This window comes from Promicromonospora thailandica (assembly GCF_024171955.1).
Classification (GTDB): domain Bacteria; phylum Actinomycetota; class Actinomycetes; order Actinomycetales; family Cellulomonadaceae; genus Promicromonospora; species Promicromonospora thailandica.
The window spans coordinates 159,471-182,405 of the sequence record NZ_JAMTCS010000009.1 but is presented as its reverse complement, the minus strand read 5'-3'; the positions used below and the strand labels follow the sequence as shown (position 1 = coordinate 182,405).

General features: G+C 73.6%; 18 protein-coding genes. 11 read left to right on the top strand and 7 right to left on the bottom strand.

What is annotated here, in order from left to right; all coding sequences use genetic code 11:
• Nucleotides 1-10 precede the first annotated feature (10 nt).
• A complete protein-coding gene (locus APR03_RS15725) occupies nt 11-286 on the top strand; it encodes a hypothetical protein (RefSeq protein WP_372494896.1) in 276 nt (91 codons plus the stop codon).
• Nucleotides 287-505: 219 nt separating this feature from the next.
• On the opposite strand, the gene APR03_RS15720 is transcribed toward APR03_RS15725, so the two are convergent.
• Nucleotides 506-751, bottom strand: coding sequence for a hypothetical protein (locus APR03_RS15720; RefSeq protein WP_253837096.1), 246 nt, complete (start codon nt 749-751; stop codon nt 506-508).
• A gap of 141 nt (nt 752-892) precedes the next feature.
• Here APR03_RS15720 and glgX point away from each other — a divergent pair, with 141 nt between their 5' ends.
• The 3 genes from glgX to APR03_RS15705 all read left to right on the top strand — a co-directional run bounded on the left by glgX (nt 893) and on the right by APR03_RS15705 (nt 5,850).
• Nucleotides 893-3,040, top strand: a complete 2,148-nt coding sequence (glgX, locus tag APR03_RS15715; protein WP_253837094.1) for a glycogen debranching protein GlgX — start codon at nt 893-895, stop codon at nt 3,038-3,040.
• A gap of 70 nt (nt 3,041-3,110) precedes the next feature.
• Nucleotides 3,111-4,871, top strand: coding sequence for an alpha-amylase family protein (locus APR03_RS15710; protein ID WP_253837092.1), 1,761 nt, complete (start codon nt 3,111-3,113; stop codon nt 4,869-4,871).
• 55 nt (nt 4,872-4,926) lie between these two features.
• Entirely contained in the window at nt 4,927-5,850 is a 924-nt protein-coding gene (locus APR03_RS15705) for a PPK2 family polyphosphate kinase (RefSeq protein ID WP_253837090.1), read from the top strand.
• A gap of 69 nt (nt 5,851-5,919) precedes the next feature.
• On the opposite strand, the gene zapE is transcribed toward APR03_RS15705, so the two are convergent.
• The 5 genes from zapE to gnd all read right to left on the bottom strand — a co-directional run bounded on the left by zapE (nt 5,920) and on the right by gnd (nt 11,130).
• The gene (gene zapE, locus APR03_RS15700) at nt 5,920-6,969 is read right to left on the bottom strand and encodes a cell division protein ZapE (RefSeq protein WP_253837088.1); all 1,050 of its coding nucleotides are present in this window, start codon (nt 6,967-6,969) and stop codon (nt 5,920-5,922) included.
• Between the two features lie 53 nt (nt 6,970-7,022).
• Nucleotides 7,023-7,661, bottom strand: coding sequence for an SDR family oxidoreductase (locus APR03_RS15695; RefSeq protein ID WP_253837086.1), 639 nt, complete (start codon nt 7,659-7,661; stop codon nt 7,023-7,025).
• 79 nt (nt 7,662-7,740) lie between these two features.
• The gene (locus APR03_RS15690) at nt 7,741-8,202 is read right to left on the bottom strand and encodes a DUF805 domain-containing protein (RefSeq protein WP_253837084.1); all 462 of its coding nucleotides are present in this window, start codon (nt 8,200-8,202) and stop codon (nt 7,741-7,743) included.
• A 193-nt stretch (nt 8,203-8,395) separates the two neighbouring features.
• Entirely contained in the window at nt 8,396-9,697 is a 1,302-nt protein-coding gene (locus APR03_RS15685) for a carboxylate--amine ligase (protein ID WP_253837082.1), read from the bottom strand.
• Entirely contained in the window at nt 9,694-11,130 is a 1,437-nt protein-coding gene (gene gnd / locus APR03_RS15680; RefSeq protein ID WP_372494894.1) for an NADP-dependent phosphogluconate dehydrogenase, read from the bottom strand. The genes APR03_RS15685 and gnd overlap by 4 nt, the downstream gene beginning before the upstream one ends.
• 164 nt (nt 11,131-11,294) lie before the next feature.
• On the opposite strand from gnd, the gene APR03_RS15675 reads away from it, so the two are divergent.
• From APR03_RS15675 to APR03_RS15645, 7 genes are all read left to right on the top strand, one after another.
• Nucleotides 11,295-11,963: a DUF3000 domain-containing protein gene (locus APR03_RS15675; RefSeq protein ID WP_253837081.1), complete on the top strand. Its 669-nt coding sequence runs from the start codon at nt 11,295-11,297 to the stop codon at nt 11,961-11,963.
• Nucleotides 11,960-13,273 carry an HRDC domain-containing protein gene (locus tag APR03_RS15670; protein WP_253837080.1) on the top strand — a complete coding sequence of 438 codons (1,314 nt, stop codon included), beginning with the start codon at nt 11,960-11,962 and terminating at the stop codon, nt 13,271-13,273. The genes APR03_RS15675 and APR03_RS15670 overlap by 4 nt, the downstream gene beginning before the upstream one ends.
• A 33-nt stretch (nt 13,274-13,306) precedes the next feature.
• A complete protein-coding gene (locus tag APR03_RS15665; RefSeq protein WP_253837079.1) occupies nt 13,307-14,359 on the top strand; it encodes a lipid II:glycine glycyltransferase FemX in 1,053 nt (350 codons plus the stop codon).
• A 499-nt stretch (nt 14,360-14,858) separates the two neighbouring features.
• Nucleotides 14,859-16,109: a thiolase family protein gene (locus APR03_RS15660; RefSeq protein WP_253837078.1), complete on the top strand. Its 1,251-nt coding sequence runs from the start codon at nt 14,859-14,861 to the stop codon at nt 16,107-16,109.
• Nucleotides 16,110-16,112: 3 nt separating this feature from the next.
• Entirely contained in the window at nt 16,113-18,239 is a 2,127-nt protein-coding gene (locus tag APR03_RS15655; RefSeq protein WP_253837077.1) for a 3-hydroxyacyl-CoA dehydrogenase NAD-binding domain-containing protein, read from the top strand.
• Between the two features lie 81 nt (nt 18,240-18,320).
• The gene (locus APR03_RS15650; protein WP_253837076.1) at nt 18,321-20,135 is read left to right on the top strand and encodes an NAD-binding protein; all 1,815 of its coding nucleotides are present in this window, start codon (nt 18,321-18,323) and stop codon (nt 20,133-20,135) included.
• 9 nt (nt 20,136-20,144) lie between these two features.
• Nucleotides 20,145-21,464 (top strand): APC family permease, encoded by a 1,320-nt coding sequence (locus APR03_RS15645; protein ID WP_253837075.1) that lies wholly within the window; start codon nt 20,145-20,147, stop codon nt 21,462-21,464.
• On the opposite strand, the gene pdxR is transcribed toward APR03_RS15645, so the two are convergent.
• Complete coding sequence (gene pdxR / locus APR03_RS15640; protein ID WP_253837073.1) at nt 21,409-22,821, bottom strand: MocR-like pyridoxine biosynthesis transcription factor PdxR; 1,413 nt, start codon at nt 22,819-22,821, stop codon at nt 21,409-21,411. The two genes, APR03_RS15645 and pdxR, sit on opposite strands and share 56 nt — an antisense overlap.
• Between the last annotated feature and the right edge of the window lie 114 nt (nt 22,822-22,935).

Sequence of the window (22,935 nt, the reverse complement as noted above, 5' to 3'; positions counted from 1 at the left end):
GGGTGGGGGCGTGAGCGAACATGCGCCCGTGAGCGCCGCGATGCACCGGGCCAAGGCCGACGCGCGCGCCTCCCACGTCACCGTCGGCCTGGTGCGGAACCTGCCGGGCGACCGCGAGGAGATCGACTGCTCCTGCGGCATGACGCTGACCAACGGCCCGCAGTGGTCGCTGGACGAGCACATCCGGCTGCACCGCGCCGAGGCGCGCTACCTCGCGCTCAGCGCCGTGGCGCCCGCGGGCATGCCGCGCATCATCCCGGTCGACCCCGCGCGCCTGCCCCGCTGAGCGGGCGGCCGGCAACACACGGCGCCGGCAACACACGGCCCGCCCGGCAGGAGCACCTGGCGCCAGCTACACACCAGGCGAAACACCCGGGGCGCCGCACCGTCGCACGGCACGTCGAAGCGCCTGGCGACCCTCGGCGCCGGTGCGGCGTCGCACCGGGCACCACGTCGCGCCAGGTCCCGCGGGTCCTCGCGGACGCGGCGGGTCAGACCCGTCGGGTCAGAGCTCTTCCGGGTCGTCCCAGGAGACCCCGCTGGAGGCTCCTGAGATCGGGTCGAGCTCGCAGCCCGCGAGGTTGCGGGGCGCCTTGGAGACGTCACCGCCCCCGAGCAGGCCACGACGGGTCGCGGCGCGGCGGACCGCCGGCGGCGCGATGTGGGCGTAGGAAGCGTTGGACTCGTCGATCAGGTCGGTCGGAGCTGACTCGGCGGGTCCTGTGGCGGACTGGGGTTCCCCCGTGATCATGTGACCATCCTCGCAGCAACCTCGGTCCGCTCGCATCCGCATGGCACAGTATTTTGCGATCCCTGCCAAGCCTCCACGTCCACGGCACGCCCACCACGACTTCTCCCCGCGAGCACCGCCGAGGGGTGTCATGATCGTGCGATGCAGACCTGGCCAGGGCGCCCCTACCCGCTCGGCGCGACGTTCGACGGGACCGGCACCAACTTCGCGCTCTACTCCTCCGTCGCCGAGAGGGTCGAGCTGTGCCTCCTGGCCGACGACGACTCCGAGACCCGCATCGAGGTCACCGAGACCGACGCGCACGTGTGGCACGTGTACCTGCCCGGCGTCGGCCCGGGGAGCCGGTACGGGTACCGCGTGCACGGGCCCTACGACCCGGCGTCGGGCCACCGGTGCAACCCGGCCAAGCTGCTCCTGGACCCGTACGCGAAGGCCGTGGACGGCGACCTGGACGGCGACCCGTCGCTGTTCTCCTACGCCTTCGACGACGTCGAGCAGTCCGTCACGGGCACGACGCCGGACGGCGCCGACTCGCTCGGCCACACGATGGTCTCCGTGGTGGTCAACCCGTTCTTCGACTGGGGACACGACCGGCCGCCGGACACGCCGTACCACGAGACGGTGATCTACGAGGCGCACGTCAAGGGCCTCACCATGCGCCACCCCGACGTGCCGGAGGAGCTGCGCGGCACGTACGCGGGCCTGGCCCACCCCGCGGTGATCGACCACCTGAAGAGCCTGGGCGTGACGGCGATCGAGCTCATGCCGGTGCACCAGTTCGTCACCGACCCGTCGCTGGCGGCCAAGGGCCTGACCAACTACTGGGGCTACAACACGATCGGGTTCTTCGCCCCGCACAACGGCTACGCCGGCTACGGCCGCCGCGGCCAGCAGGTCATGGAGTTCAAGGCCATGGTCAAGGCGATGCACGAGGCAGGCATCGAGGTGCTGCTCGACGTGGTCTACAACCACACCGCCGAGGGCAACCAGCTCGGCCCCACCCTGAGCTTCCGCGGCATCGACAACGCCGCCTACTACCGCCTGGTGGACGGCGACGAGGCGCACTACTTCGACACCACCGGCACGGGCAACTCGCTGCTCATGCGCTCCCCCGCCGTGCTGCAGCTCATCATGGACTCGCTGCGGTACTGGGTCGAGGAGATGCACGTCGACGGGTTCCGGTTCGACCTGGCGGCCACGCTGGCCCGCCAGTTCCACGAGGTCGACCGGCTGAGCGCGTTCTTCGACATCGTGCACCAGGACCCGGTGATCTCCCAGGTCAAGCTGATCGCCGAGCCATGGGACCTGGGTGACGGCGGCTACCAGGTGGGCGGGTTCCCGCCCCTGTGGACCGAGTGGAACGGCCGCTACCGGGACACCGTGCGCGACTTCTGGCGGGGCGAGCCGGCCACGCTGCCGGAGTTCGCCTCCCGGCTGACCGGCTCCAGCGACCTGTACGAGCACTCGGGCCGGTTCCCCAGCGCGTCGATCAACTTCGTCACGGCCCACGACGGCTTCACGCTCGCCGACCTGACCGCGTACAACGAGAAGCACAACGAGGCCAACGGCGAGGACAACAACGACGGCGAGAGCTTCAACCGGTCCTGGAACTGCGGCGTCGAGGGCCCCACCGACGACCCGGCGGTGCTGGAGCTGCGCGCCCGCCAGCGCCGCAACCTGCTGGTGACGCTGCTGCTGAGCCAGGGCGTGCCGATGATCGCGCACGGCGACGAGCTCGGCCGCACCCAGCAGGGCAACAACAACGCCTACTGCCAGGACAACGAGCTCACCTGGGTGGACTGGGGCGGCGACAAGGGTCTCGACGAGGAGCGCACGGCCCTGCTGGAGTTCGCCCGCCGTGCGGTCCGGCTGCGCCGGGACCACCCCGTGCTGCACCGCCGCCGCTTCTTCGAGGGCACGGACACGGCGGACGACGACGGCCCCGCCGACATCGAGTGGCTCGACCTGACCGGCGCCCGCATGGACGACACGGACTGGAACCAGTCCTACGCCCGCACCGTGACGGTATTCCTGCGCGGCGACGCGATCACCGAGACGGGCTCCCGGGGCGAGGCGGTGGTCGACGACTCGTTCCTGCTCCTGCTCAACGCCCACTCGGAGGCGCTCGACTTCACCCTGCCGCCCGCCCGCTACGGCGCCGAGTGGACCGTGGTGCTGGACACCGACGGCAACGCGGAGCCCGGCACGGTGCTGACGGCGGGTGCGGGACTGACCGTGACAGACCGGAGCGTCGTGGTACTGACTCGCCCATCCCGGACAGCGGGCTAGGCTGTCGGCCGTGACCGGACCGAGGAGTGGAACCGGAGGGACCACACCACCGCCCCGACCTGGCCCCGACATGCCCGTTCCCGGGCCCAGACCGGTGGTGTGGGCGCCGCGTGCCCGCATCATCGAGGTGCTCGTGCCCTACGACCCCTACGAGGAGCCGGAGCACATGCCGCTGCGCCTCGTGGGCGCCGGTGAGCCCGGGTACTGGGGCGCCGACAGCGTGCTCGGCCACGGCACCGACTACGGCTACTCCGTGGACGGCGGGCCGCTGCTGCCCGACCCGCGCAGCGTCTGGCTGCCGCAGGGCATCCACGGCCCCACCCGGGTGTTCGACCCGGCCTTCGAGTGGACCGACGGCACCTGGTCCCCGCCGGACCTGTCCACGAGCGTGCTCATGCACGTGGACGTCGAGACCTTCACGCCCGAGGGCACGCTCGACGCCGCCGCGCGGCTGCTGCCGACGGTCGCCGAGATGGGCCTGCACGGCGTCGAGCTCGCGCCCGTCGCCGCCTTCGACCCGGCCCTGGGCCCCTCGCGCGGCGTGCGCCTGTACTCGGTGCACGAGCCGTACGGCGGCCCGCGCGCGCTCCAGCGGTTCGTCGACGCCGCGCACGCCGCGGGTCTCGCCGTCGTCCTGGACATCCCCTACCGGTGGGCCGTGGCCGACGAGCTCGGCCTGGAGGCGTACGGGCCGTACCTCATGGGCGGTGGCGGGCGGCCGCGCGCGCCCCGGCCCGACCTCGGCGACGCGGGCGAGCACGCCGTCCAGGCGATGCGGCCGCGCACCGGCCAGGTACCCCTGGACCGCCCGCGCACGGGGCCCATCCAGCTCCGCACCGGCCAGGTGCCGAGCATCGGCACGCGGGCCGGCAAGGTGCCGTCGGCCCCCACGGTCCGCACCGACTACGTGGGCGACCGCATCAACCTCGAGGGCAGCGGCAGCCGCGGCCCGCGCGACTTCCTGGTCGACGACGCCCGGCACTGGCTGCGCGAGTACCACGTGGACGGCCTGGTGCTCGACGTCGACGCGCTCGTGGACCGCTCCCCCAACCCGTTCCTGGGTGAGCTGGCCGACTACGTGGTGGGCCTCGGCGAGCAGCTCGACCGGCGGTTCAGCCTGCTCGTGGACGGTCCCGGCCGCAGCGACCGGCTGACGTCGATCCTGCTGCGCATCCTGTCCGGCCCGGGCCGCACCGAGGACATCCAGGCCCTGCAGATGCTCGCCGACCTGGTGCACCCGTCCGTGCGCCGGGCGACCCGCCAGAACGGCGGACGGCGCAGCCGGGTCCGGGCCGGCGCGAGCGTGGTCGAGGACATCACGCGGCTGCCCGCCACGCAGCTCACCGTGCCGTGGGCGGGCGAGGAGAGCCCGGCCACCGCGCTGCTGGCCGTGGACGACGTCGACATCCGCGCCAGCGTGCTCGCCACCGTCATCCTGGCGGGCAACCCGCTGGTCCTGGACACCGTGCACGCCCCGGTGGTGCCCCGCAACGACAACGAGCGCCGCCTGGTGCGGTGGGCGCGCGACCTGATCGCGATCCGGCACGGCGTGGCCGAGGAGCTGGACCTGCCCCTGGAGATCCGGTCGAGCGCCGACCGCTCGGTGATCGCGGTGCTGCGCGGCACCCTGGCGTTCGTGCTGAACACGGGGCACGGCCTGGCCGCGCTGCGCCTGGGCAGCCTGCTGCGTCCCGCCGAGGGTGCCGTGAAGGCGCCCCTGCCCGGTTCCTACCGCCTGGCCGCGGCCTGGGAGCCGGGGGCGACCCGCCTGGTCGGGGACACGCTCACCGTGCCGCCGCGGATGACCGCCGTGCTGCGCGCCGACGCCTGACCTGGGAGCCTGGAACCGGACCGGCGGCGTCGGCCCCGCGTGAAGGAGGCACCCGATGGCGAAGGCTGCGAAGGGCTCGACGAAGACGTCGAAGAAGTCGAAGAAGAGCAGGAAGGCGGCCGCGCACGACCCCGGCGCCCTCTGGGACGTCCCGCCCGCCGAGGCGCTCCGCTGGGCACGCGGCACCGACCTGAGCGCCGTCGACGCGGCGTCCACGCCCGGCTGGTCCGGCAGACGGCGGGACGCCGAGGCGCTGCTGGCCGCCCGCGCACCCGAGCTCGCCGACCTGCAGGAGCGCCTGTTCGCGCACGGCCGCACGGGCGGCGACCGGTCGGTGCTGCTGGTGCTGCAGGGGCTGGACACGTCCGGCAAGGGCGGCATCGTGCGGCACGTCGTGGGCATGGTGGACCCGCAGGGCGTCATGCACCGCAGCTTCGGCGTGCCGACTCCGGAGGAGAGGGAGCACGGCTACCTGTGGCGCGTCCGCAACGCCCTGCCCCGGCCGGGCTACCTCGGTGTGTTCGACCGCTCGCACCACGAGCAGGTGCTGGTGGTCCGCGTGGACCGTCTGGAGCCCGTCAAGACGTGGCGCACGCACTTCCGCGAGCTGAAGGAGTTCGAGGCGGAGGTGGCGGCGTCGGGCACGGTGCTCGTGAAGGTGGCGCTGCTCGTGTCGCCGGGCGAGCAGAAGGCGCGCCTGGCCGAGCGCCTCGACCGGCCGGACAAGCACTGGAAGTACGACCCCGGCGACATCGACGTGCACCGCAAGTTCCCCGAGTACGTCGCGGCCTACCAGGAGCTGCTGGACCGCACCTCGACGGACGAGGCGCCCTGGTACGCCGTCCCCGCGGACCGGAAGTGGTACGCCCGCCTGGCCGTCACGGAGCTCCTGACGGGCGCGCTGCGCTCCCTGGACCTGGGCTGGCCGCCCGCGGACTTCGACGTCGCGGCGGAAAGGGCCCGCCTCTCCGCCACCTGACCGCCCTTGAGTGCGGGATGTTCGCCCTTTTTCGTGTGCCGGAAGGGCGAACATCCCGCACTCAGCGGGTCAGAGCAGAGCCCGGCCCTCCTCGGCCAGGGCGCCCAGGCGCGACAGGGCCCGGTAGTACTTCTTGCGGTAGCCGCCGGCGAGCATCTCGGGCGTGAACAGGCCGCGCGTGTCGCCGTCGCCGCCCAGGAGCACCGGCACGTCGCGGTCGTAGAGCCGGTCGACGAGGACCACGAGGCGCAGCGCCACGGCCTGCGCCTCCACCGGGTGCACCCCCGTCAGGGCGACGACGGTGACGCCGTCGAGCAGCGCGCCGTAGCGGCTGGGGTGCACGGTGGCGAGGTGGTCGAGCAGGTCGTCGAACGCGTCGAGCGTGGCGCCGGGACGGGCCGCGGCCGCCGCGGTCACCTCGGCCTCGCTCAGCGGCTCGGAGTCGGTGACGACGTCGCGGTGGCGGTAGTCCTCGCCGTCGACCCGCAGGGTCTCGAACCGGTCGGACAGCGCCTTGATCTCGCGCTGGAAGTCCTGGGCCGCGAAGCGCCCCTCGCCGAGCGCGTCGGGCAGCGTGTTCGACGTCGCCGCGAGCGCCACGTCCCGGTCGGCGAGCTCGCGCATGAGGCGCGACATGAGGGTGGTGTCGCCCGCGTCGTCGAGCTCGAACTCGTCGATGCAGACGAGCTTCTTGACCGCGAGGGCCTCGACGGTCCGGTGGAAGCCGAGGGCGCCCACGAGGTTGGTGTACTCGACGAACGTGCCGTAGGCGACGGCGTCGGTACCGTGCGCCTCGCCCACGGCGTGGGCGAGCGAGGTGAGCAGGTGGGTCTTGCCGACGCCGAAGCCGCCGTCGAGGTAGACGGCGGGGGCCGCCTTGCGGCGGGCGAACAGTCCGCGCCGGGGCGCGGTGACCTGCTGGGCGATCTCCTGCAGCCGGGTCAGCGCGCGGCCCTGGCTGGGGTGCGCGGGGTTGGCGCGGTAGGTGGCGAACCGGGCGTCCGCGAAGTGGCGCGGCGGGACGAGGTCGGTGACGAGCCGGTCGACGGGGACCTGCGGCCGGACCGCGCTGAGGGCGGTCGCAACGGACTGGGCGTCGGTCGTGGAGGGGGCTGTCACGAGGCAGAAGATTACCGGCGGGCGGCGGCCCCGGGCGGCTCAGGAGAGCAACGTCACACGTGCACGACGGCGGCTGCGCCGGGCTGGTCCAGCACCTCGCCGAGGGCCCGCACCACCTGTGCGGGGGTCCGGGTCTGGGCCGGGTCCTCGTTGCGGTCGTCGCCCGCGACGGCGTGGTCGATGACGAGCTCGTGGAAGCGCACGCCGTCCGTCTCCCGGCGCAGCACCTGGACGAGCATGGCGAGGCCGGCGCCGGTGACGCTGATCGCGCCGGAGCCGGCCATGGGCTCGCGGGACGCCGCGCCGTTGAGCACGACGTAGGGGTCGCCGGGCCGCAGGAGGGGTGCGAGGGCGCGGGCGGCGTCGAGGTGCGCGGTGAGGTGGGACGCCAGGGTCGCCGTCCACCGCTCGGGGTCGTCGTCGAGCAGGGTGGCGCCCTTGTGCCAGCCGCCGATGGACGCCACGACGGCGCCGGGCAGCGGGAGCCCGGCGTCCGCGCAGGTGGCGCGGACGGCGTCGGGCAGCGTGGGCAGGGTGCCGTACACGACGGGGGTCACGCCAGGTCCGGCGTCCTCGACCGGGTGGCGGGAGGCGGCGAGCACCGGGCGTCCGTCGGCAGCCAGGCCGTGGGCGACCCGGCTGCCGACGTAGCCCCCGCCACCGACGACGAGGACGGGGCGGGGGCTGGTCATGCGGTTCACCCTAGGTCAGGCCACGGCGTCCTGCGCCGTGACCCGGTGCCTGGTCTCAGTCCGCGTCTCAGTCCGCGTCTCAGGCCGCGACGGGCTGGTCGGCGGCCTTGGGGTCCGGACCGTACTGGTTCGGGCCCGGGGTGCCGGCCGTGGCGCCCCAGACGATGATCAGGATGAAGTTGACGACCGGGATCAGGAGCAGGAACGCCAGGGCACCGGGCTTGCCGGTGTCGTGCAGGCGGCGGACGATCACGGCCAGCGTCGGCAGCAGGAGCGCGAGCGCGACCAGCGAGACGACGAGGTAGCCGACCGCCAGCGAGCCGGGCATGGCGGGCACGGCGGCGCTCGGGTCACCGGCCATGGCGTACTCCATCGTGGCCGTCGTGTACGCGGTCAGGCCCGGGACGACGAGCGCGAAGTAGAGCACGCCCTCGACGATGGCCAGGGCGAGGTAGTACCACCAGAACTCGGAACGCCGGGCGCGGCCGCTGAAGACCGCGTACTTCGCCAGCACGGTCCGGATGGACTCGATGAACGACATCAGGGAATTGCCTCTCTCACGTTTTGTGCCGGAAATCTCCGGTAAGTGCGCACATAGTGTCCCGATGCGCCACGGCGCGCACAAGTGCAAAAGAGGGCAGAACTCCCCATGGGTGAGAAAACCACCCGCAACGTGGCAGACGCTCAGGCCGCGGGGGCGACCTGAGCGTCTGACACGTGCGGGACGGGGCGGGTCAGTAGCCCGTCGACGTCGGCTCCGGGTAGTACTGCGCGTACTTGCGGCGGTAGTTCTGCGTGATGCCCTCGACGATGAGCCGGCGCTTGAGGCCCGAGTCGCCGTCGTACTTGAGGGGGTTGACCACGTCGCCGCTCGCCTTGAGCGCCTTGATCCGGGTCTTGAGCTCCGGGTCCAGCACGTACTTCGCCAGCAGGCCGAACGGCACCACCGTGTACAGCACCTCGCGCACGGCGTGCACCGGGCGGATCGGGCGCCGCAGCACCCAGTCCTCCACGAGCACACGGGCCACGTTGGCCCCGCCCGCCGTCACGTAGTAGTTGTTGCGGCCGATGCGCGGGTTCACCTCGAAGTACACGTGCCGGCCCGTGCGCGGGTCCAGCTTGTAGTCGAAGTTCGCGAAGCCCACGTACCCGGTCTCGTCGAGGAACCGGGTCGCGGCGTCCATGGCGTCGTCGTACGGCTCCACCAGGATCGCCGCCGGGATGCCGAGCGTGCCCGGCGTGTGCTCCTCCAGGAGCACCCGGCCCGTGGCCAGCAGCGTCACCGCGCCCGACGTGTCGCGGTACGCGGTCAGGGACCGCATCTGCGTCTCGTCGCCCGGGATGAACTCCTGCACCAGGAAGGTGCCCGGGAAGTTCGCGTCCGCGAGGTGGCCCAGCAGCTCGTCGAGCTCGGCGCGCGAGTCGATGTGGTGGATCTTCGCCTTGCCGGGGAAGTCCACGTAGTACCACTCGGCGCTGTTGGACGGCTTGCCGACCACCGGGAACTGGAGGTCGACCTCCAGGCCCGGGACCGCGGCGCGGCCGCCGTCCGCCACCAGCTTGGCGACGTCGACGGCGACCGTGCGCGGCGTCGGGATGCCGAGCCGGTCGCACACCTCGGCGAAGCCCTCCTTGCTGCTCACCTGCTCCAGCACCGGGAGCGACGGGTACGGCAGCACGTAGCCCGCCGCCTCCAGCCGCTCCCGGTTCAGGATCACGGTGCGCACGTGCCAGTCGGCGTTCGTCAGCAGCACCAGCACCTTGTCGCGGTGCTGCTGGGCGAGGCCCTCCAGGGTCGAGAGGAGCACGTCCACCTCGTCCAGGTTCGGCACGACCACGTTCTCGGCGATCGCCGAGTCCTGCATCGCGCGGGTGGCCACCTTGGACAGCACCACCGCAGGCGTGCGGTACTGCTCGTGGAACGCGCGCACCAGGGCGTACATGCCGACGTCGCCGCCGACGCCCACCACCAGCATCTCCGGGACGGACTGCGCCGCGCCCTGACCCGGCACCTGCTCCGCGGGGATACCGCTCACGCCTCGGCCTCCGTGCGGTCGCCGGACCATTCGGTGTGGAACGTGCCCTCGCGGTCGACTCGCTTGTAGGTGTGCGCGCCGAAGAAGTCGCGCTGTGCCTGCACCAGGGCGGCGGGCAGCCGCTCGGCGCGGACGCCGTCGTAGTACGCGAGCGAGGACGAGAACGCGGGCGTGGGCACGCCGTTCTGGGCCGCCCCGGCCACGACGCGGCGCCACGCGGGCAGACCGCTCGCGACGGCGTCGGTGAAGTACTCGTCGGCGAGCAGCAGCGGCAGGTCCGCGGCACGCTCGTACGCCTCGGTGATGCGGTTCAGGAAGCGGGCGCGGATGATGCAGCCACCGCGCCAGATCCGGGCCATCGCGCCCCGGTCGATGTCCCAGCCGTACTCCGTGGCGGCCGCGGCGATCTGGTCGAAGCCCTGCGAGTAGGCGACCACCTTGGAGGCGTACAGGGCCTGGCGGACGTCCTCGATGAAGGCGTCCCGGTCCTTGACCTCCCACTGCGCGGCGTGGGCCGGCAGGACTGCGCGCGCGGCCTCGCGCTGCGGCACCGAGCCGGACAGCGCACGGGCGAACGTCGCCTCCGCGATGCCCGTGATCGGCACGCCGAGGTCCAGGCCGTTCTGCACGGTCCAGCGGCCGGTGCCCTTCTGCTCGGCCTGGTCGAGGATGATGTCGACGAAGGCCTTGCCGGTGTCGGCGTCGGTGTGCTTGAGCACGTCGGCCGTGATCTCGATGAGGAACGACTCCAGGTCGCCCGTGTTCCACTGCGCGAAGATCTCGCCGATCTCCGCCGCCGAGGCCCCCAGGCCCTGGCGCAGCAGGTCGTACGCCTCGGCGATGAGCTGCATGTCCGCGTACTCGATGCCGTTGTGCACCATCTTCACGAAGTGCCCGGCACCGTCGGAGCCCACGTAGGTGGCGCACGGCACGCCGTCCACCTTCGCGGAGATGTCCTCCAGGATCGGGCCCAGGGACTCGTACGCCTCGCGCGTGCCGCCCGGCATGATGGACGGGCCGTTGAGCGCGCCCTCCTCGCCGCCGGACACACCGGTGCCCACGAAGTGCAGGCCGTGCTCCTTGAGCGCCGCCTCGCGCCGGATGGTGTCCGGGAAGTGCGCGTTGCCGGCGTCGACGACGATGTCGCCCTCCTCCAGCAGGGGCACCAGCTCGTCGATGACGGCGTCGGTGGGACCGCCGGCCTTGACCATGATGACGACCTTGCGCGGCCGCTCGAGCGAGGCGACGAAGTCCGCCATCGACTCGCTGGGCACGAAGGTGCCCTCGTCGCCGTGCTCCTCGACGAGGGACTGCGTGCGGGCGTACGAGCGGTTGTGGACGGCCACGGTGTACCCGTGACGTGCGAAGTTCCGCGCGAGGTTGCGACCCATCACCGCCAGCCCGGTGACGCCGATCTGTGCTGTGCCTGACACGTTCTTGCTCCTTCTGCAGTGGGAACCGGGCCGGCCCACGCACGGCGCGCCGTGACCCTCGTCCAGCCTAGTCGGGCCCGCGAAGCGGCGGCGACGCAGGTCACGATCCGGCGACGGCCGCGCGCCTCCGCCGGGTGACCGCCGGGCGGACGTACGGTGGCAGGGTGACCAGCGGCCCGCCCACCGGCGTCCCCGTCGACTTCGCAGCGGCTCTCGCCGACCTGCGGCACCAGGCCCTGCGCGCCGAGGTGCGCCTGACGGAGATCCCCGCGCCGCGCCGGGTGGCGCCGTTCAGCGCGGCCCTGGCGGGCGACGTGCTCCCGGGGGCGTCCGGTCCGTCGGCGGGGCCCGCGGGCCCCGAGGACCACGACCACGCCGAGGAGCCGCTGGCCACCGGACGGTTCGTCGTGCTGCACGACCCGGCCGGCCAGGAGGCCTGGCACGGCACGTTCCGCGTGGTGACCCTCGTGCGCGCGACGCTCGAGCCGGAGATGGCGGCCGACCCGATGCTCGCCGACGTCGCCTGGTCCTGGGTGGGCGAGTGCCTCCAGTCCGTGGGCCTCGAGCCCGGCGCGGGCACCGTCGCCGAGGGCGGCACCGTGACCCGGGTGCTCTCGCAGAGCTACGGCGCGCTCGACGGCGCCCCGGACGCCGTCGACCTCGAGATCCGCGCGTCGTGGACACCGCTGGACACCCACCTCGGCACCCACCTGCGCGCGTGGGCCGCCCTGCTCGCCATGGCGGCGGGCGTGCCCCCGCTGCCCGACGGCGTCGCGGCTCTCACCAGGCGTTTTTCCGACCGTTCGAGGCAACGCCATACGGTAGGCCCATGACCACCACGGAGCGAGGAGTCCCCGCGGAGACATCGACGCCCGTGCCACCACCCGTCACGCCGCTGACCGAGCCCGCCGACGGGCTGCCCGACGTCGTGGCGACACCGGGTGCGTTCGCGCGCGTCGTCGAGGCGTTCGCCGACGGGTCCGGACCCGTCGCGGGCGACGCCGAGCGCGCGTCCGGGTACCGGTACGGGCAGGCGACCTACCTGGTCCAGCTGCGCCGCGAGGGTGCGGGCACCGCGCTGATCGACCCCGTCGGTGTGCCGGACCTCTCCCCGCTGGGCGAGGCGGTCGGCGACGCCGAGTTCGTGCTGCACGCCGCCTCCCAGGACCTGCCCGGGTTCGCCGCGCACGGTCTGCGCCCCGCGCGGATCTTCGACACCGAGCTCGCCGCGCGACTGCTTGGTATGGAGCGCGTGGGCCTCGCGGCCGTCGTCGCGGAGGTGCTGGGCCTGGGGCTGGCCAAGGAGCACTCCGCGGTCGACTGGTCCACCCGCCCGCTGCCCGAGGACTGGCTGCGGTACGCCGCGCTCGACGTCGAGGTGCTGGTGGAGCTGCGCGACCGGCTCGCCGAGCGGCTCGTGGCCGCGGGCAAGTGGGAGTGGGCCGAGCAGGAGTTCGAGGCCGTGCGCACCGCTCCCCCGCCCGCGCCGCGCGTGGACCCGTGGCGCCGCACGTCCGGCATGCACGTGCTGCGCAACCCGCGCCAGGTGGCCGCCGTCCGCTCCCTGTGGCTCGCGCGCGACGCGAGCGCCCGGGCGCGCGACGTGTCGCCGGGCCGCGTGCTGCCCGACCGCGCCATCGTCGCGGCGGCCAAGGCGATGCCGCGCACCGCGGGCCAGCTCGTGACGCTGCAGGAGTTCGGCGGCAAGGGCACCAAGCGCCGGGCCGCCTACTGGCAACGGGCCATCGACGAGGCGCGCGCCCTGCCCGACTCGGAGCTGCCGACCGTGCGCGGGCCCCGCTCCGACGGACCGCCGCCGCCGCGGACCTGGGGCGACCGCGACCCGGTGGCCGCCCGGCGCCTCGCGTTCGCGCGCGAGCTCGTGACGCGGCTGTCGGACGAGCTCAGCGTGCCCGTGGAGAACCTGCTGCAGCCCGACGCCCTGCGTCGCCTGTGCTGGACGCCGCCCGCGACGGCCGACGCCGCGGGCATCGCCGAGTTCCTGCGCGGCCGCGGCGCGCGCGAGTGGCAGATCGGGCTCGTGGCGGAGGGCCTGGAGCGGGCGTTCGCCGACGCGGCGACCGCGCGGCCTGCTGAGTTACCTGGTGAGTCCCCCGCTGACTCACCTGCCGACCCGGTGTGAAAGCGCACCCCGCACCCCAGTAGAGTCGTCCCCATGCCAGCCCTGTCGGAGCCCATCACGCTCGCCGTCGACGTCGTCACCGAACCCTCGACCTGGGACCGCGAGGTCCTCGCCCTGGGCGGGCACCCGCTCCAGCTCTGGGGGTGGGGTGAGGTCAAGGCGGCCGGCAGCTGGCGCGCGCACCGCCTGCGCGTGACCGAGGACGGCACGACGGTGGGCCTGGCACAGCTCCTCGTGCGGCCCCTGCCCGCGCAGTTCCGCGCACTGTCCTACGTGCCGCGCGGCCCCGTGGTGGCGCACCACGACGGCGAGACGGCGCAGGCCGTGTTCGGCGTGGGCGACACCGCGACGCGCAACGCCGTGACCAACACCGTGGTGCAGTGGGCGCGCGAGAACGTGGGCGGCGTCGGCATCACGCTCGAGCCCGACTGGCCCGCCGGGACGCAGCTCGACCTGGCCGGGCAGCGGGTGGCGCCGAACCACATCATGATCCCGAGCACCCTGATCCTCGACCTCACGCGGTCGAAGGACGAGCTGCTCGCCGACATGCGCAAGTCCACGCGCTACGAGATCCGCAAGGGCACCCGGTCGGGGATGGACATCCGCCGGGTGACCGAGGAGTCCGAGGTGCTGCGCGTGCTCGACGTCTACAAGGAGACCGCCGAGCGCGCCGGGTTCGCGATCCACCACGACAAGTACTACCTCGACATCCACCGCGAGCTCGGCGAGCGTTCGGTGCTGGTGGCCACGTACATCGACGACGCGCCCGCGACGTTCGCCTGGTGCGTCAACTCGGCCAGCACCTCGTTCCTGCTGTACGGCGGCGGCAACGACGCCGGCCGCAAGGCGACGGCCACGGCGCCCACGTACTGGCGCACCATCGAGATCGCCCAGGAGCAGGGCCTGGTGCGGTACGACATGAACGGCCTGCTCAACGACGGCATCAGCGACTTCAAGAAGAGCTTCGCCAAGCACACCGACGAGCTGGCGGGCTCCATCGACGTCGCCTTCTCCCGCTGGTACAACACCTGGAACACGGCGCTGCCGACCGCCAAGAAGGTGGTCCGCAAGCTCCGCCGCGGCTGACCCCTGGGCGGGGCACCGCGCTGACTCCGGTCGCTTGCGTCCCGCCTCGCGCTGACTTGGGTCATGTGGGTGCCCCTCGCGCTGACATCGGTCGCTTGGGTACCTCCCTCGCGCTGACATCGGTCATGTGGGTCCCTTCCTCACGCTGACTTCGGTCACATGGGTACCTCCCTCGCGCTGACTTCGGTCATGTGGGTCCCTTCCTCACGCTGACTTCGGTCACATGGGTCACCCCTCACGCTGACTTCGGTCGCTTGCCTCGAGATCGGTCGTTCAATCGACCGATCTCGAGGCAAGCGACCGAAGTCGTCGGCGCGCGACTGCACGTGACCGAGCTCGCGGATCGACGGGCACCCACCCCCGGAGACTCCGTTTCAGACGCCCCCGAACTGGGTCTCAGATCGTGCGTGCTTTTTACCGATACTCGCGGTAGCGTGTATCTCGAACCAGCGACGTCGCTCATCGGACGTCGCCGTCCCCGAACCAGGAGTTGGAGCTGATGACCGCAGCCCCGGAAACACCGCGTGCCCGTCGTGCGGTACGCGACGTCGTCTTCGTCGACGGCGCCCGCACCCCGTTCGGCAAGGCCAAGCCTGACGGCCTGTACGCACAGACGCGTGCCGACGACCTGATCGTCAAGGTGGTGCGCGAGCTGCTGCGGCGGCACCCCGAGCTCCCGCCGGAGCGCATCGACGAGGTGGCGATCGCCGCCACCACGCAGCAGGGCGACCAGGGGCTCACCCTCGGGCGCACCGTGGGCATGCTCGCCGGCCTCCCCCAGTCCGTGCCGGGCTACGCCATCGACCGCATGTGCGCCGGCGCCATGACGGCCGCCACCACCACCGCCGCGGGCATCGCCATGGGCGCCGCCGACGTCGTGATCGCGGGCGGCGTGGAGCACATGGGCCGCCACCCGATGGGGTTCGACGCCGACGTCAACCCCCGGTTCGTGGCCGAGAAGCTCGTGGACCCCCAGGCCCTCAACATGGGCGTCACCGCGGAGAACCTGCACGACAAGTTCCCGCAGCTCACCAAGGAGCGCGCCGACCGGTTCGCCGTCGAGTCGCAGGCCAAGTACGCCAAGGCGCTGGCCAACGGCGACATCGAACCCGACCTGGTGCCGGTCGCCGTCCGCTCGGCGGAGCTCGGCTGGGGCCTGGCCACGGCCGACGAGCTGCCCCGCCCGGAGACCTCCTTCGAGTCCATCCAGGGTCTCAAGACGCCGTTCCGCCCGGGCGGCCGCGTCACCCCGGCCACGTCGTCCCCGCTGACCGACGGCGCCACCGCCGCCATCCTCGCCTCGGGCGACGCCGCAGCCGAGCTGGGCCTGCCCGCGAAGATGCGCCTGGTCTCCTACGGCTTCGCCGGCGTGCCGCCGGAGATCATGGGCTACGGTCCGGTGCCGTCCACGGACAAGGCGCTCAAGGCGGCCGGCCTGACCATCGACGACATCGGCCTGTTCGAGCTGAACGAGGCCTTCGCGGTGCAGGTGCTGTCCTTCCTGGACCACTACGGCATCGCCGACGACGACCCGCGCGTCAACCCCTACGGCGGCGCCATCGCCATGGGCCACCCCCTCGCGAGCTCCGGCGTGCGCCTCATGACGCAGCTCGCGCGCCAGTTCGAGCAGCACCCCGAGGTGCGCTACGGGCTCACCGCGATGTGCGTGGGCCTGGGCCAGGGCGGCAGCGTCATCTGGGAGAACCCGCACCACGCCGACTACTCCGGCCACACGGACGAGGAGAACTGACCCGTGACCGAGAACACCTTCACCGAGCGCGTCACGCACTCCCTCGTCCGGGACGTGCGGCTCCCCGGCGGCGCGGGCACCCTGGCCCTGGTCACGCTCGACAACGGCCTGGACCACACCAAGCCGAACACGCTCGGCCCGGCCGGGATCGCCGAGCTCAAGGCAGCCCTGGAGGTCGTCCGCGACCGCGCCCGGGCCGGCGAGATCGCCGCCGTCGGCGTGACGGGCAAGCCCTACTTCGTCGCCGCGGGCGCCGACCTCAAGGGCATCACGTCGGTGCACGGCCACGACGAGGCCGTCGAGCTGGGCCGCATGGGCCACGCCGCGTACACGATCCTGGGCGACCTGCGCGCCGAGACCGGGGTGCCGACGTTCGCGTTCGTCAACGGCCTGGCGCTGGGCGGCGGCCTCGAGGTCGCGCTCAACTGCGACTACCGCACCGTCGCGTCCGACGCCGCGGCCCTCGGCCTGCCCGAGACCGGTATCGGCCTCGTGCCCGGCTGGGGCGGCGCCTACCTCGTGCCGCGCCTGGTGGGCGTGGAGAAGGCCGTCGACGTCATCCTGACGCGGCCCGCGGCCAACAAGCCGTTCAAGCCCGCCGAGGCTCTGGAGATCGGCCTGGTCGACGAGCTGTTCGAGGCCGCCGACTTCCTGGAGCGGTCGATCGAGTGGGCCGCCAAGGTGGTCACCGGCGAGATCGAGGTGCCGCGCCGCGAGCTCGACCCGCAGCCCGTGTGGGACGCCGTCGTCGGCGCCGCGAAGGCCCGGCTGGACGCCGTGGTCGGTACGTCGCGCCCCGCCCCGGCCCGCGCGCTCGAGCTGATCGCAGCGGCCCGGAACGCCACCAAGGAGGAGGCGTTCGCGGCCGAGGACCAGGCCCTCGCGGACCTGATCATGACCGACGAGATGCGCGCCAGCATCTACGCGTTCAACCTCGTGGGCGCGGGCAAGAAGCCCGAGGGCGCACCCGACCCGAAGCTTGCCCGGCCGATCACCCGGGTCGGCGTCGTGGGCGCGGGCCTCATGGCCGCGCAGATGGCGTTCCTGTTCGCGCAGCGGCTCGGCGTCCCCGTCGTCATGCGCGACCTGGACCAGGAGCGGGTCGACAAGGGCCTGGGCTTCGTCCGCGAGACGGCCGAGAAGCTGGCCGGGCGCGGGCGTCTGACGCCGGAGGCCGCCACGCGCATCGTCGCCTCGGTGTCCGGCACCACGGACATCACGGAGTTCGCCTCCTGCGACTTCGTGATCGAGGCCGTGACCGAGGTGATGGGGCTCAAGAAGAAGGTGTTCGCCGAGCTCGAGGGCATCATCGCCCCCGAGACGGTCCTCGCGACGAACACCTCCGCGCTCTCCGTCACCGAGATGGCCGCGGACCTGGCCCACCCCGAGCGCGTGGTCGGCATCCACTTCTTCAACCCCGTGGCCCAGATGCCGCTGGTCGAGGTGATCAAGGCCGACAAGACCTCGGACGAGGCGCTCGCCACGGCGTTCGCCGTGACCAAGAAGCTCCGCAAGACGGCGATCGGTTCCGCCGACCGTCCGGGCTTCATCGTCAACCGCCTCCTGCTGCTGGTCATGGGCCAGGTCGTGGACGCGATCGAGGGCGGCACCCCGGTCGAGGTCGCGGACCGCGCGCTCGCGCCGCTCGGATTCCCGATGCCGACGTTCGAGCTCACCGACCTCGTGGGTCCGGCCGTGGCGCTGCACGTGCTCACCTCGCTGCGCGAGAACCTCGGGGACCGCATCCCGGCCTCGCAGGGCCTGGCGAAGATCGTGGAGGACGGCGCCCGCGTGGTGCTGGACGCCCCGGCCAAGGGCCTGCCCAAGCCGGTGAACCCGGCGATCCAGGAGTACTTCGGGCCCGCCCACCCTGGCGAGCCGGGCGTGCTCGACGCCGAGGGCGTGCTCGACTCGGTGCTCACGGCCCTGACCACCGAGATCGGCCTGATGCTGGACGAGGGCGTCGTGCCCGGCCCGCAGCAGATCGACCTGGCGATGATCCTCGGCGCCGGCTGGGGCTTCCACACGGGCGGCATCACGCCGTACCTGGACCGCACGGGCTACAGCGAGAAGGTGCTCGGCCGGCGGTTCCTGCCGGACGGCGTGGCGAACGTTCCCGCCGCCGGCTGACACCGACGGCACCCACGGGACCCTCCGGCATCCGGCGCACCCGCGCCCGGCGTGTCGGAGGGTCCCGCTACGCTCGCGGCCATGACGGATGCCACCCCGGGTACGCGAGCCCACTACGTCGTCGTCGGCGACGGCGCGCTCGCCCTGCGCCTCACGCGCGCGCTCGGCACCCGGTTCCGCGGCACGGTGGCCGTGCTGGTGCCGGACCGTACGTCGCGGTACGCGCAGCAGATGGCGGACCTGCCCGCGGTCGAGGTCCTGGAGGCCGCCCGCGTCGACGAGGGGGCGCTGACGGCCGCCGGCGCCGACCGCGCCCTGTCCGCCGCGCTCGTCGACCAGGACGACGGCGGCAACGTGGCGCTCGCGCTGCTGCTGCGGGAGAAGTGGCCCCGGCTGCACGTGGTGGTCCGGATCTTCGACGAGTCGCTCGGCCGGCACCTGGAGCGCGACCGCTGCACGGTGCTCTCGTCGTCGGCCTTCGCGGCGCCGGAGATCGTCGCCGCGGCCCTGCGCCGGCAGATCCGCCTGCCCGTGCACCATCGCCGGCTCGTCACGGTCACCGACGACGAGGAGGCCCTGCCCGCGCGGATGGTCCTGTTCGCCACCGCCGCCGACGGCGCGGTGGTGACGCTGCCCTCCGACGTCGAGGGGCCGCACCTGACGCCGAAGGTGCTGCTGGCCGACGCCGCCGAGGACGACGTGCTGCCCGAGGTCCGCGCCGACCTCGAACCCGACGAGGACGAGGTGGACCCGCACCGCCACCGCAGGTTGCGCGAGTACCTGCGCTCCCTCACGATCACCTCCGGCCGCAACCTGCTGATCGCGGCGGGTGTGCTGGTCGTGGTGGTGCTGCTCGGCGCGGTGACCATCCGGCTGGCGACGGGGTCGTCCTGGGCGGACGCGCTCTACGAGGCGGTGCTGCCGTCCCTGGCGGGCAGCGATCCCGACCACGAGGCGGTCCCGGTCGTGAAGGCCACCCAGGTGGCGCTGACGGTCGTCAGCGTCGCCGTGATCCCGTGGGTCACGGGTGTGGTGGTCGACGGCGTGGTGCGCACGCGCCGCCTGCTCGACACGGGCGCGCCGCTGCACCGGATGTCCGGGCACGTCGTGGTGGTCGGCATGGGCGACCTCGGCACGCGCATCGTGCGTTCCCTGGACCGGCGCGGCGTCCCGGTGGTCGCGGTCGACGTCGACGAGGCGGCGCGCGGCATCGCCGTCGCCCGGGCCCGCGACGTGCCCGTCGTCATCGGCGACGCGCGCCGCGCGACCACGCTGCGCAGCGCGTACGTCGGCGCGGCCCAGGCGATCGTCGTGGTCACGAGCGGCGGCGCCACGACGATCGGCGTGGGCTTCGCGGCGCGGTCGGTCCCCCGCGCGGTCGACGCCCCGCCGCTGCGGACCGTCCTGCGCGTCTACGACCGCGACCTCTCGCGCCGGATCCGCCGGGAGGTGCCCGACTCGGTGGGCCTCAGCTCGTCCTTCCTGGCGGCGCCCTGGTTCGCCGCGGCGATGATCGGCCAGGAGGTCAAGGCGACGATCCCCTACCGGGACCGGGTGCTCGTGCTGGCCGAGATCGAGGTCGGCGAGCACAGCCGGCTGGTCGGGCGGCACTCCGCCGAGCTCGACGTCCCCGGGGCGGGGCCGGGCATGAAGAGCCGCCTGCTGGCGGTGCGCACGCTCTCGTTCGACAGCGGAGGGGGCGGCCACCTCATCGAGCCGGCGGCCGGGCGCTACCTGCAGCCCGGCGACCGGGTGTACGTGGTCGCGACCACCGCGGGCCTGCAGCACGTGCGCGAGCAGGCGCGGGCGGGCACCGGACCTGGTGCCGTGACCCTGCGGAGTGGACTGGACGATCGGGCCCGGACCGGCCCGTTCAGCGGTCCACCGGAGCCATAGCTTCGGGGCATGCGAAACGGTCTCAGCGTCCCCCAGGGCGCAGCGCTCACCCTCGGTGCCATGCTCGGCACCGGCGTCATCTCGCTCCCGGCTCTCGCCGCCGACCTCGCCGGACCCGCGTCCCTGGTCGCCTGGGCCGGGCTCGTCCTCCTGTCCGTGCCGCTCGCCACGACCTTCGCCGCTCTGGGCGCCCGGCACCCGGACGGCGGCGGTGTGGCCACCTACGCCCGCCTCGCGTTCGGGGAGCGGGCCTCGACCATGGTCGGCTGGGCCTTCTACGCGACCATCCCGGTGGGCGCGCCCGCCGCGGCGGGCTTCGCGGGCGCCTACGTCGCCGACGCCACCGGCGGCGGCGCCGGCGCCGCGCTGGCCACCACGGTCGGCATCATCGCGGTGTGCGCGGTCATGAACTGGTTCGACCTGCGGGTCTCCGGCACGGCGCAGCTCGCCATCGCCGGCTCGGTGGCGCTCCTGCTCGCCGTGGCCGTGGTGGTCGCGCTGCCGCACGCGCAGCCCGCCCACCTGGCGCCGTTCGCCCCGCACGGCTGGGGCGCGGTCGGGCCGGCGGCCGCCCTGCTCGTCTGGGCGTTCGCCGGCTGGGAGATCCTGGGCTCGCTGTCGGCCGAGTACCGCCGGCCGGACCGCGACATCCCCCGCGCGACGGCCATCGCGGTCGCCGCCGTGGGCGTGCTGTACCTGGGCGTCGCGTTCGCGACGGTCGCCGTGCTCGGGCCGAACCCGGGTCCGGCTCCGCTGTCGGACCTGCTGGTGCTCGGCTTCGGCGAGGCCGCCCGGCCCGTCACCACGGTCGTGGCCGTGCTCCTGACGGTCGGCGCCATCAACGTGTACTTCGCGGGCGGCAGCCGGATGGGCGCCGCCCTGGCCCGCGACGGCGCCCTGCCCGCCGTCCTCGCGGCCGCGCCGGGGCGCACACCGCGGCGCTCGCTCGCCCTCATCACCGTCGTCGCCCTCGGCACCACGGCCCTGCTCGCCGTCCTGCACCAGTCCACGGACGCGATCCTGCTCCTGGCGACCGCCACGTTCTCGCTGCTCTACGTCGTGGGCGCGGCCGCGGCGCTGCGCCTGCTGCCCCGGTGGGGCGTCGCGTGGTGGTGCGCGGTGGTCTCGCTGGTCGCCGCGCTCGGCCTGCTGGTGATGTCCGGGGCGCACATGACCGGGACGGTCCTGGCCGCGCTCGGCGGCCTGGCCTGGTCTACATGGCGCCGGCGGCGCGGCCGCGCCGCTACGGCGGCAGGTGCCGGTGCGCCGCCGGTCACGGAGCCAGCAGACGCCCCAGCTCCTGGATCCCTGGCCGGATCGAGCTCGTGACCGCGCCGCCGATCCCGAGCACCAGGCCGTCCCGGTGCAGTCCGGTCGCGAAGGCGCCGAGGGACTCGACCGCGACGGACCGGCGCCGGGCTCGCGCGACCAGCGTCCGTGAGCCGACGGCGGCGTCCGCCGTCAGGTAGGCGGCCACGTGCAGACCCGCGGCGGACGGGACCGGCTCGACGGGCAGGCCGGCCAGGGCGTCCAGCAGGATCTCGTGCCGCTCGGCGTACCGGGCCGACGCCTTGCGGACGTGGCGCGCGAGCAGGCCGTCGTCGATGAGGCGGGCGAGCGCCGCCTGCACGTGCACGGCGCCGTGTCCGTCGGTGAGCTGCCGCGCCGCGAGCAGGGCGTCCCGCAGGGAGGGCGGTGCCACCAGGTACCCGACGCGCAGGCCGGGCAGCAGCGACTTGGAGAAGGTGCCCACGTAGACCACGCGGCCGTCCCGATCGAGGGCCTGGAGCGACTCCAGCGGCCGGCGGGTGCGGCGGAACTCGCTGTCGTAGTCGTCCTCGACCACGGCCGTGCCGTGCCGCGCCGCGTGCGCGAGCAGCGCCCGGCGCCGGGCCAGCGACAGGGGCATCCCGAGCGGGAACTGGTGCGACGGCGTGGTGTAGACCAGACGGGCGCGGGCGGGGATCTCGTCCACGACCAGGCCCTCGGCGTCGACCGGCACGGGCACCACGCGGGCACCGTGCAGCGCGAACAGCTCGCGCGCCTCGGGATAACCCGGGTCTTCGACCGCCACGACGTCGCCGGGCTCCAGCAGCACGCGCGCCACCAGGTCGAGCGCCTGCTGCGCACCCGTGGTGGCGATGACGTCGTCCGCGCCCGCGTGCACGCCGCGCGCCCCCGACACGTAGCGGGCGACGGCGGCGCGGAACCGCGGCAGGCCGGCGGGGCCGCTGTAGCTGCCCGCCGACGCGCCGCCCGCACGCGACTCGGCCGCCAGGATGCGGCGCCACGTGTCGAACGGGAAGAGGCTCGCGTCGGGGATGCCGACGCGGAAGTCGTGGGCGGGCGCGGGTGCGTCGCCGCTGACCGGCCGCGGGCTCCAGCGCCAGCCCTGTCGCGGGCGCAGTGCGCCCGGGCTGCGCCGCCGGGCGGGTGGCACGTCGCCGGCGGCCGCGGTCGCGTACGTGCCCGCCCCCGGGCGGGACTCCAGGAACCCCTCCGCCACGAGGCGTTCGTAGGCCGTGGCCACGCTGGCGCGGGACACCCTGAGGTCGCGCGCCAGGTCACGCGTCGAGGGGAGCCGCTCCCCCGCCGGGACCCGCCCGCTGGTCAGGGCGCCGTGCAGGGCGCGGTAGATCGCGTCGGTGCGCCCGGCGCGGTGGCTGAGGTCGACGACGAGGTCCACCCGCCGATCATCGCGCACCAAGCCGCATATGTCCGATCGGTCATGAGGCGATTACGGTTCGGACTCAGCGGACAAATCACCCGGCCAACCGCTGCTTTTCGAGCTTTTCGCCCC

Coding starts and splice junctions, on each gene's coding strand:
- APR03_RS15720 (WP_253837096.1), bottom strand. CDS start 751: ATGATCACGGGGGAACCCCAGTCCGCCACAGGACCCGCCGAGTCAGCT.
- glgX (WP_253837094.1), top strand. CDS start 893: ATGCAGACCTGGCCAGGGCGCCCCTACCCGCTCGGCGCGACGTTCGAC.
- APR03_RS15710 (WP_253837092.1), top strand. CDS start 3,111: ATGCCCGTTCCCGGGCCCAGACCGGTGGTGTGGGCGCCGCGTGCCCGC.
- APR03_RS15705 (WP_253837090.1), top strand. CDS start 4,927: ATGGCGAAGGCTGCGAAGGGCTCGACGAAGACGTCGAAGAAGTCGAAG.
- APR03_RS15695 (WP_253837086.1), bottom strand. CDS start 7,661: ATGACCAGCCCCCGCCCCGTCCTCGTCGTCGGTGGCGGGGGCTACGTC.
- APR03_RS15690 (WP_253837084.1), bottom strand. CDS start 8,202: ATGTCGTTCATCGAGTCCATCCGGACCGTGCTGGCGAAGTACGCGGTC.
- APR03_RS15670 (WP_253837080.1), top strand. CDS start 11,960: ATGACCACCACGGAGCGAGGAGTCCCCGCGGAGACATCGACGCCCGTG.
- APR03_RS15665 (WP_253837079.1), top strand. CDS start 13,307: ATGCCAGCCCTGTCGGAGCCCATCACGCTCGCCGTCGACGTCGTCACC.
- APR03_RS15660 (WP_253837078.1), top strand. CDS start 14,859: ATGACCGCAGCCCCGGAAACACCGCGTGCCCGTCGTGCGGTACGCGAC.
- APR03_RS15650 (WP_253837076.1), top strand. CDS start 18,321: ATGACGGATGCCACCCCGGGTACGCGAGCCCACTACGTCGTCGTCGGC.
- APR03_RS15645 (WP_253837075.1), top strand. CDS start 20,145: ATGCGAAACGGTCTCAGCGTCCCCCAGGGCGCAGCGCTCACCCTCGGT.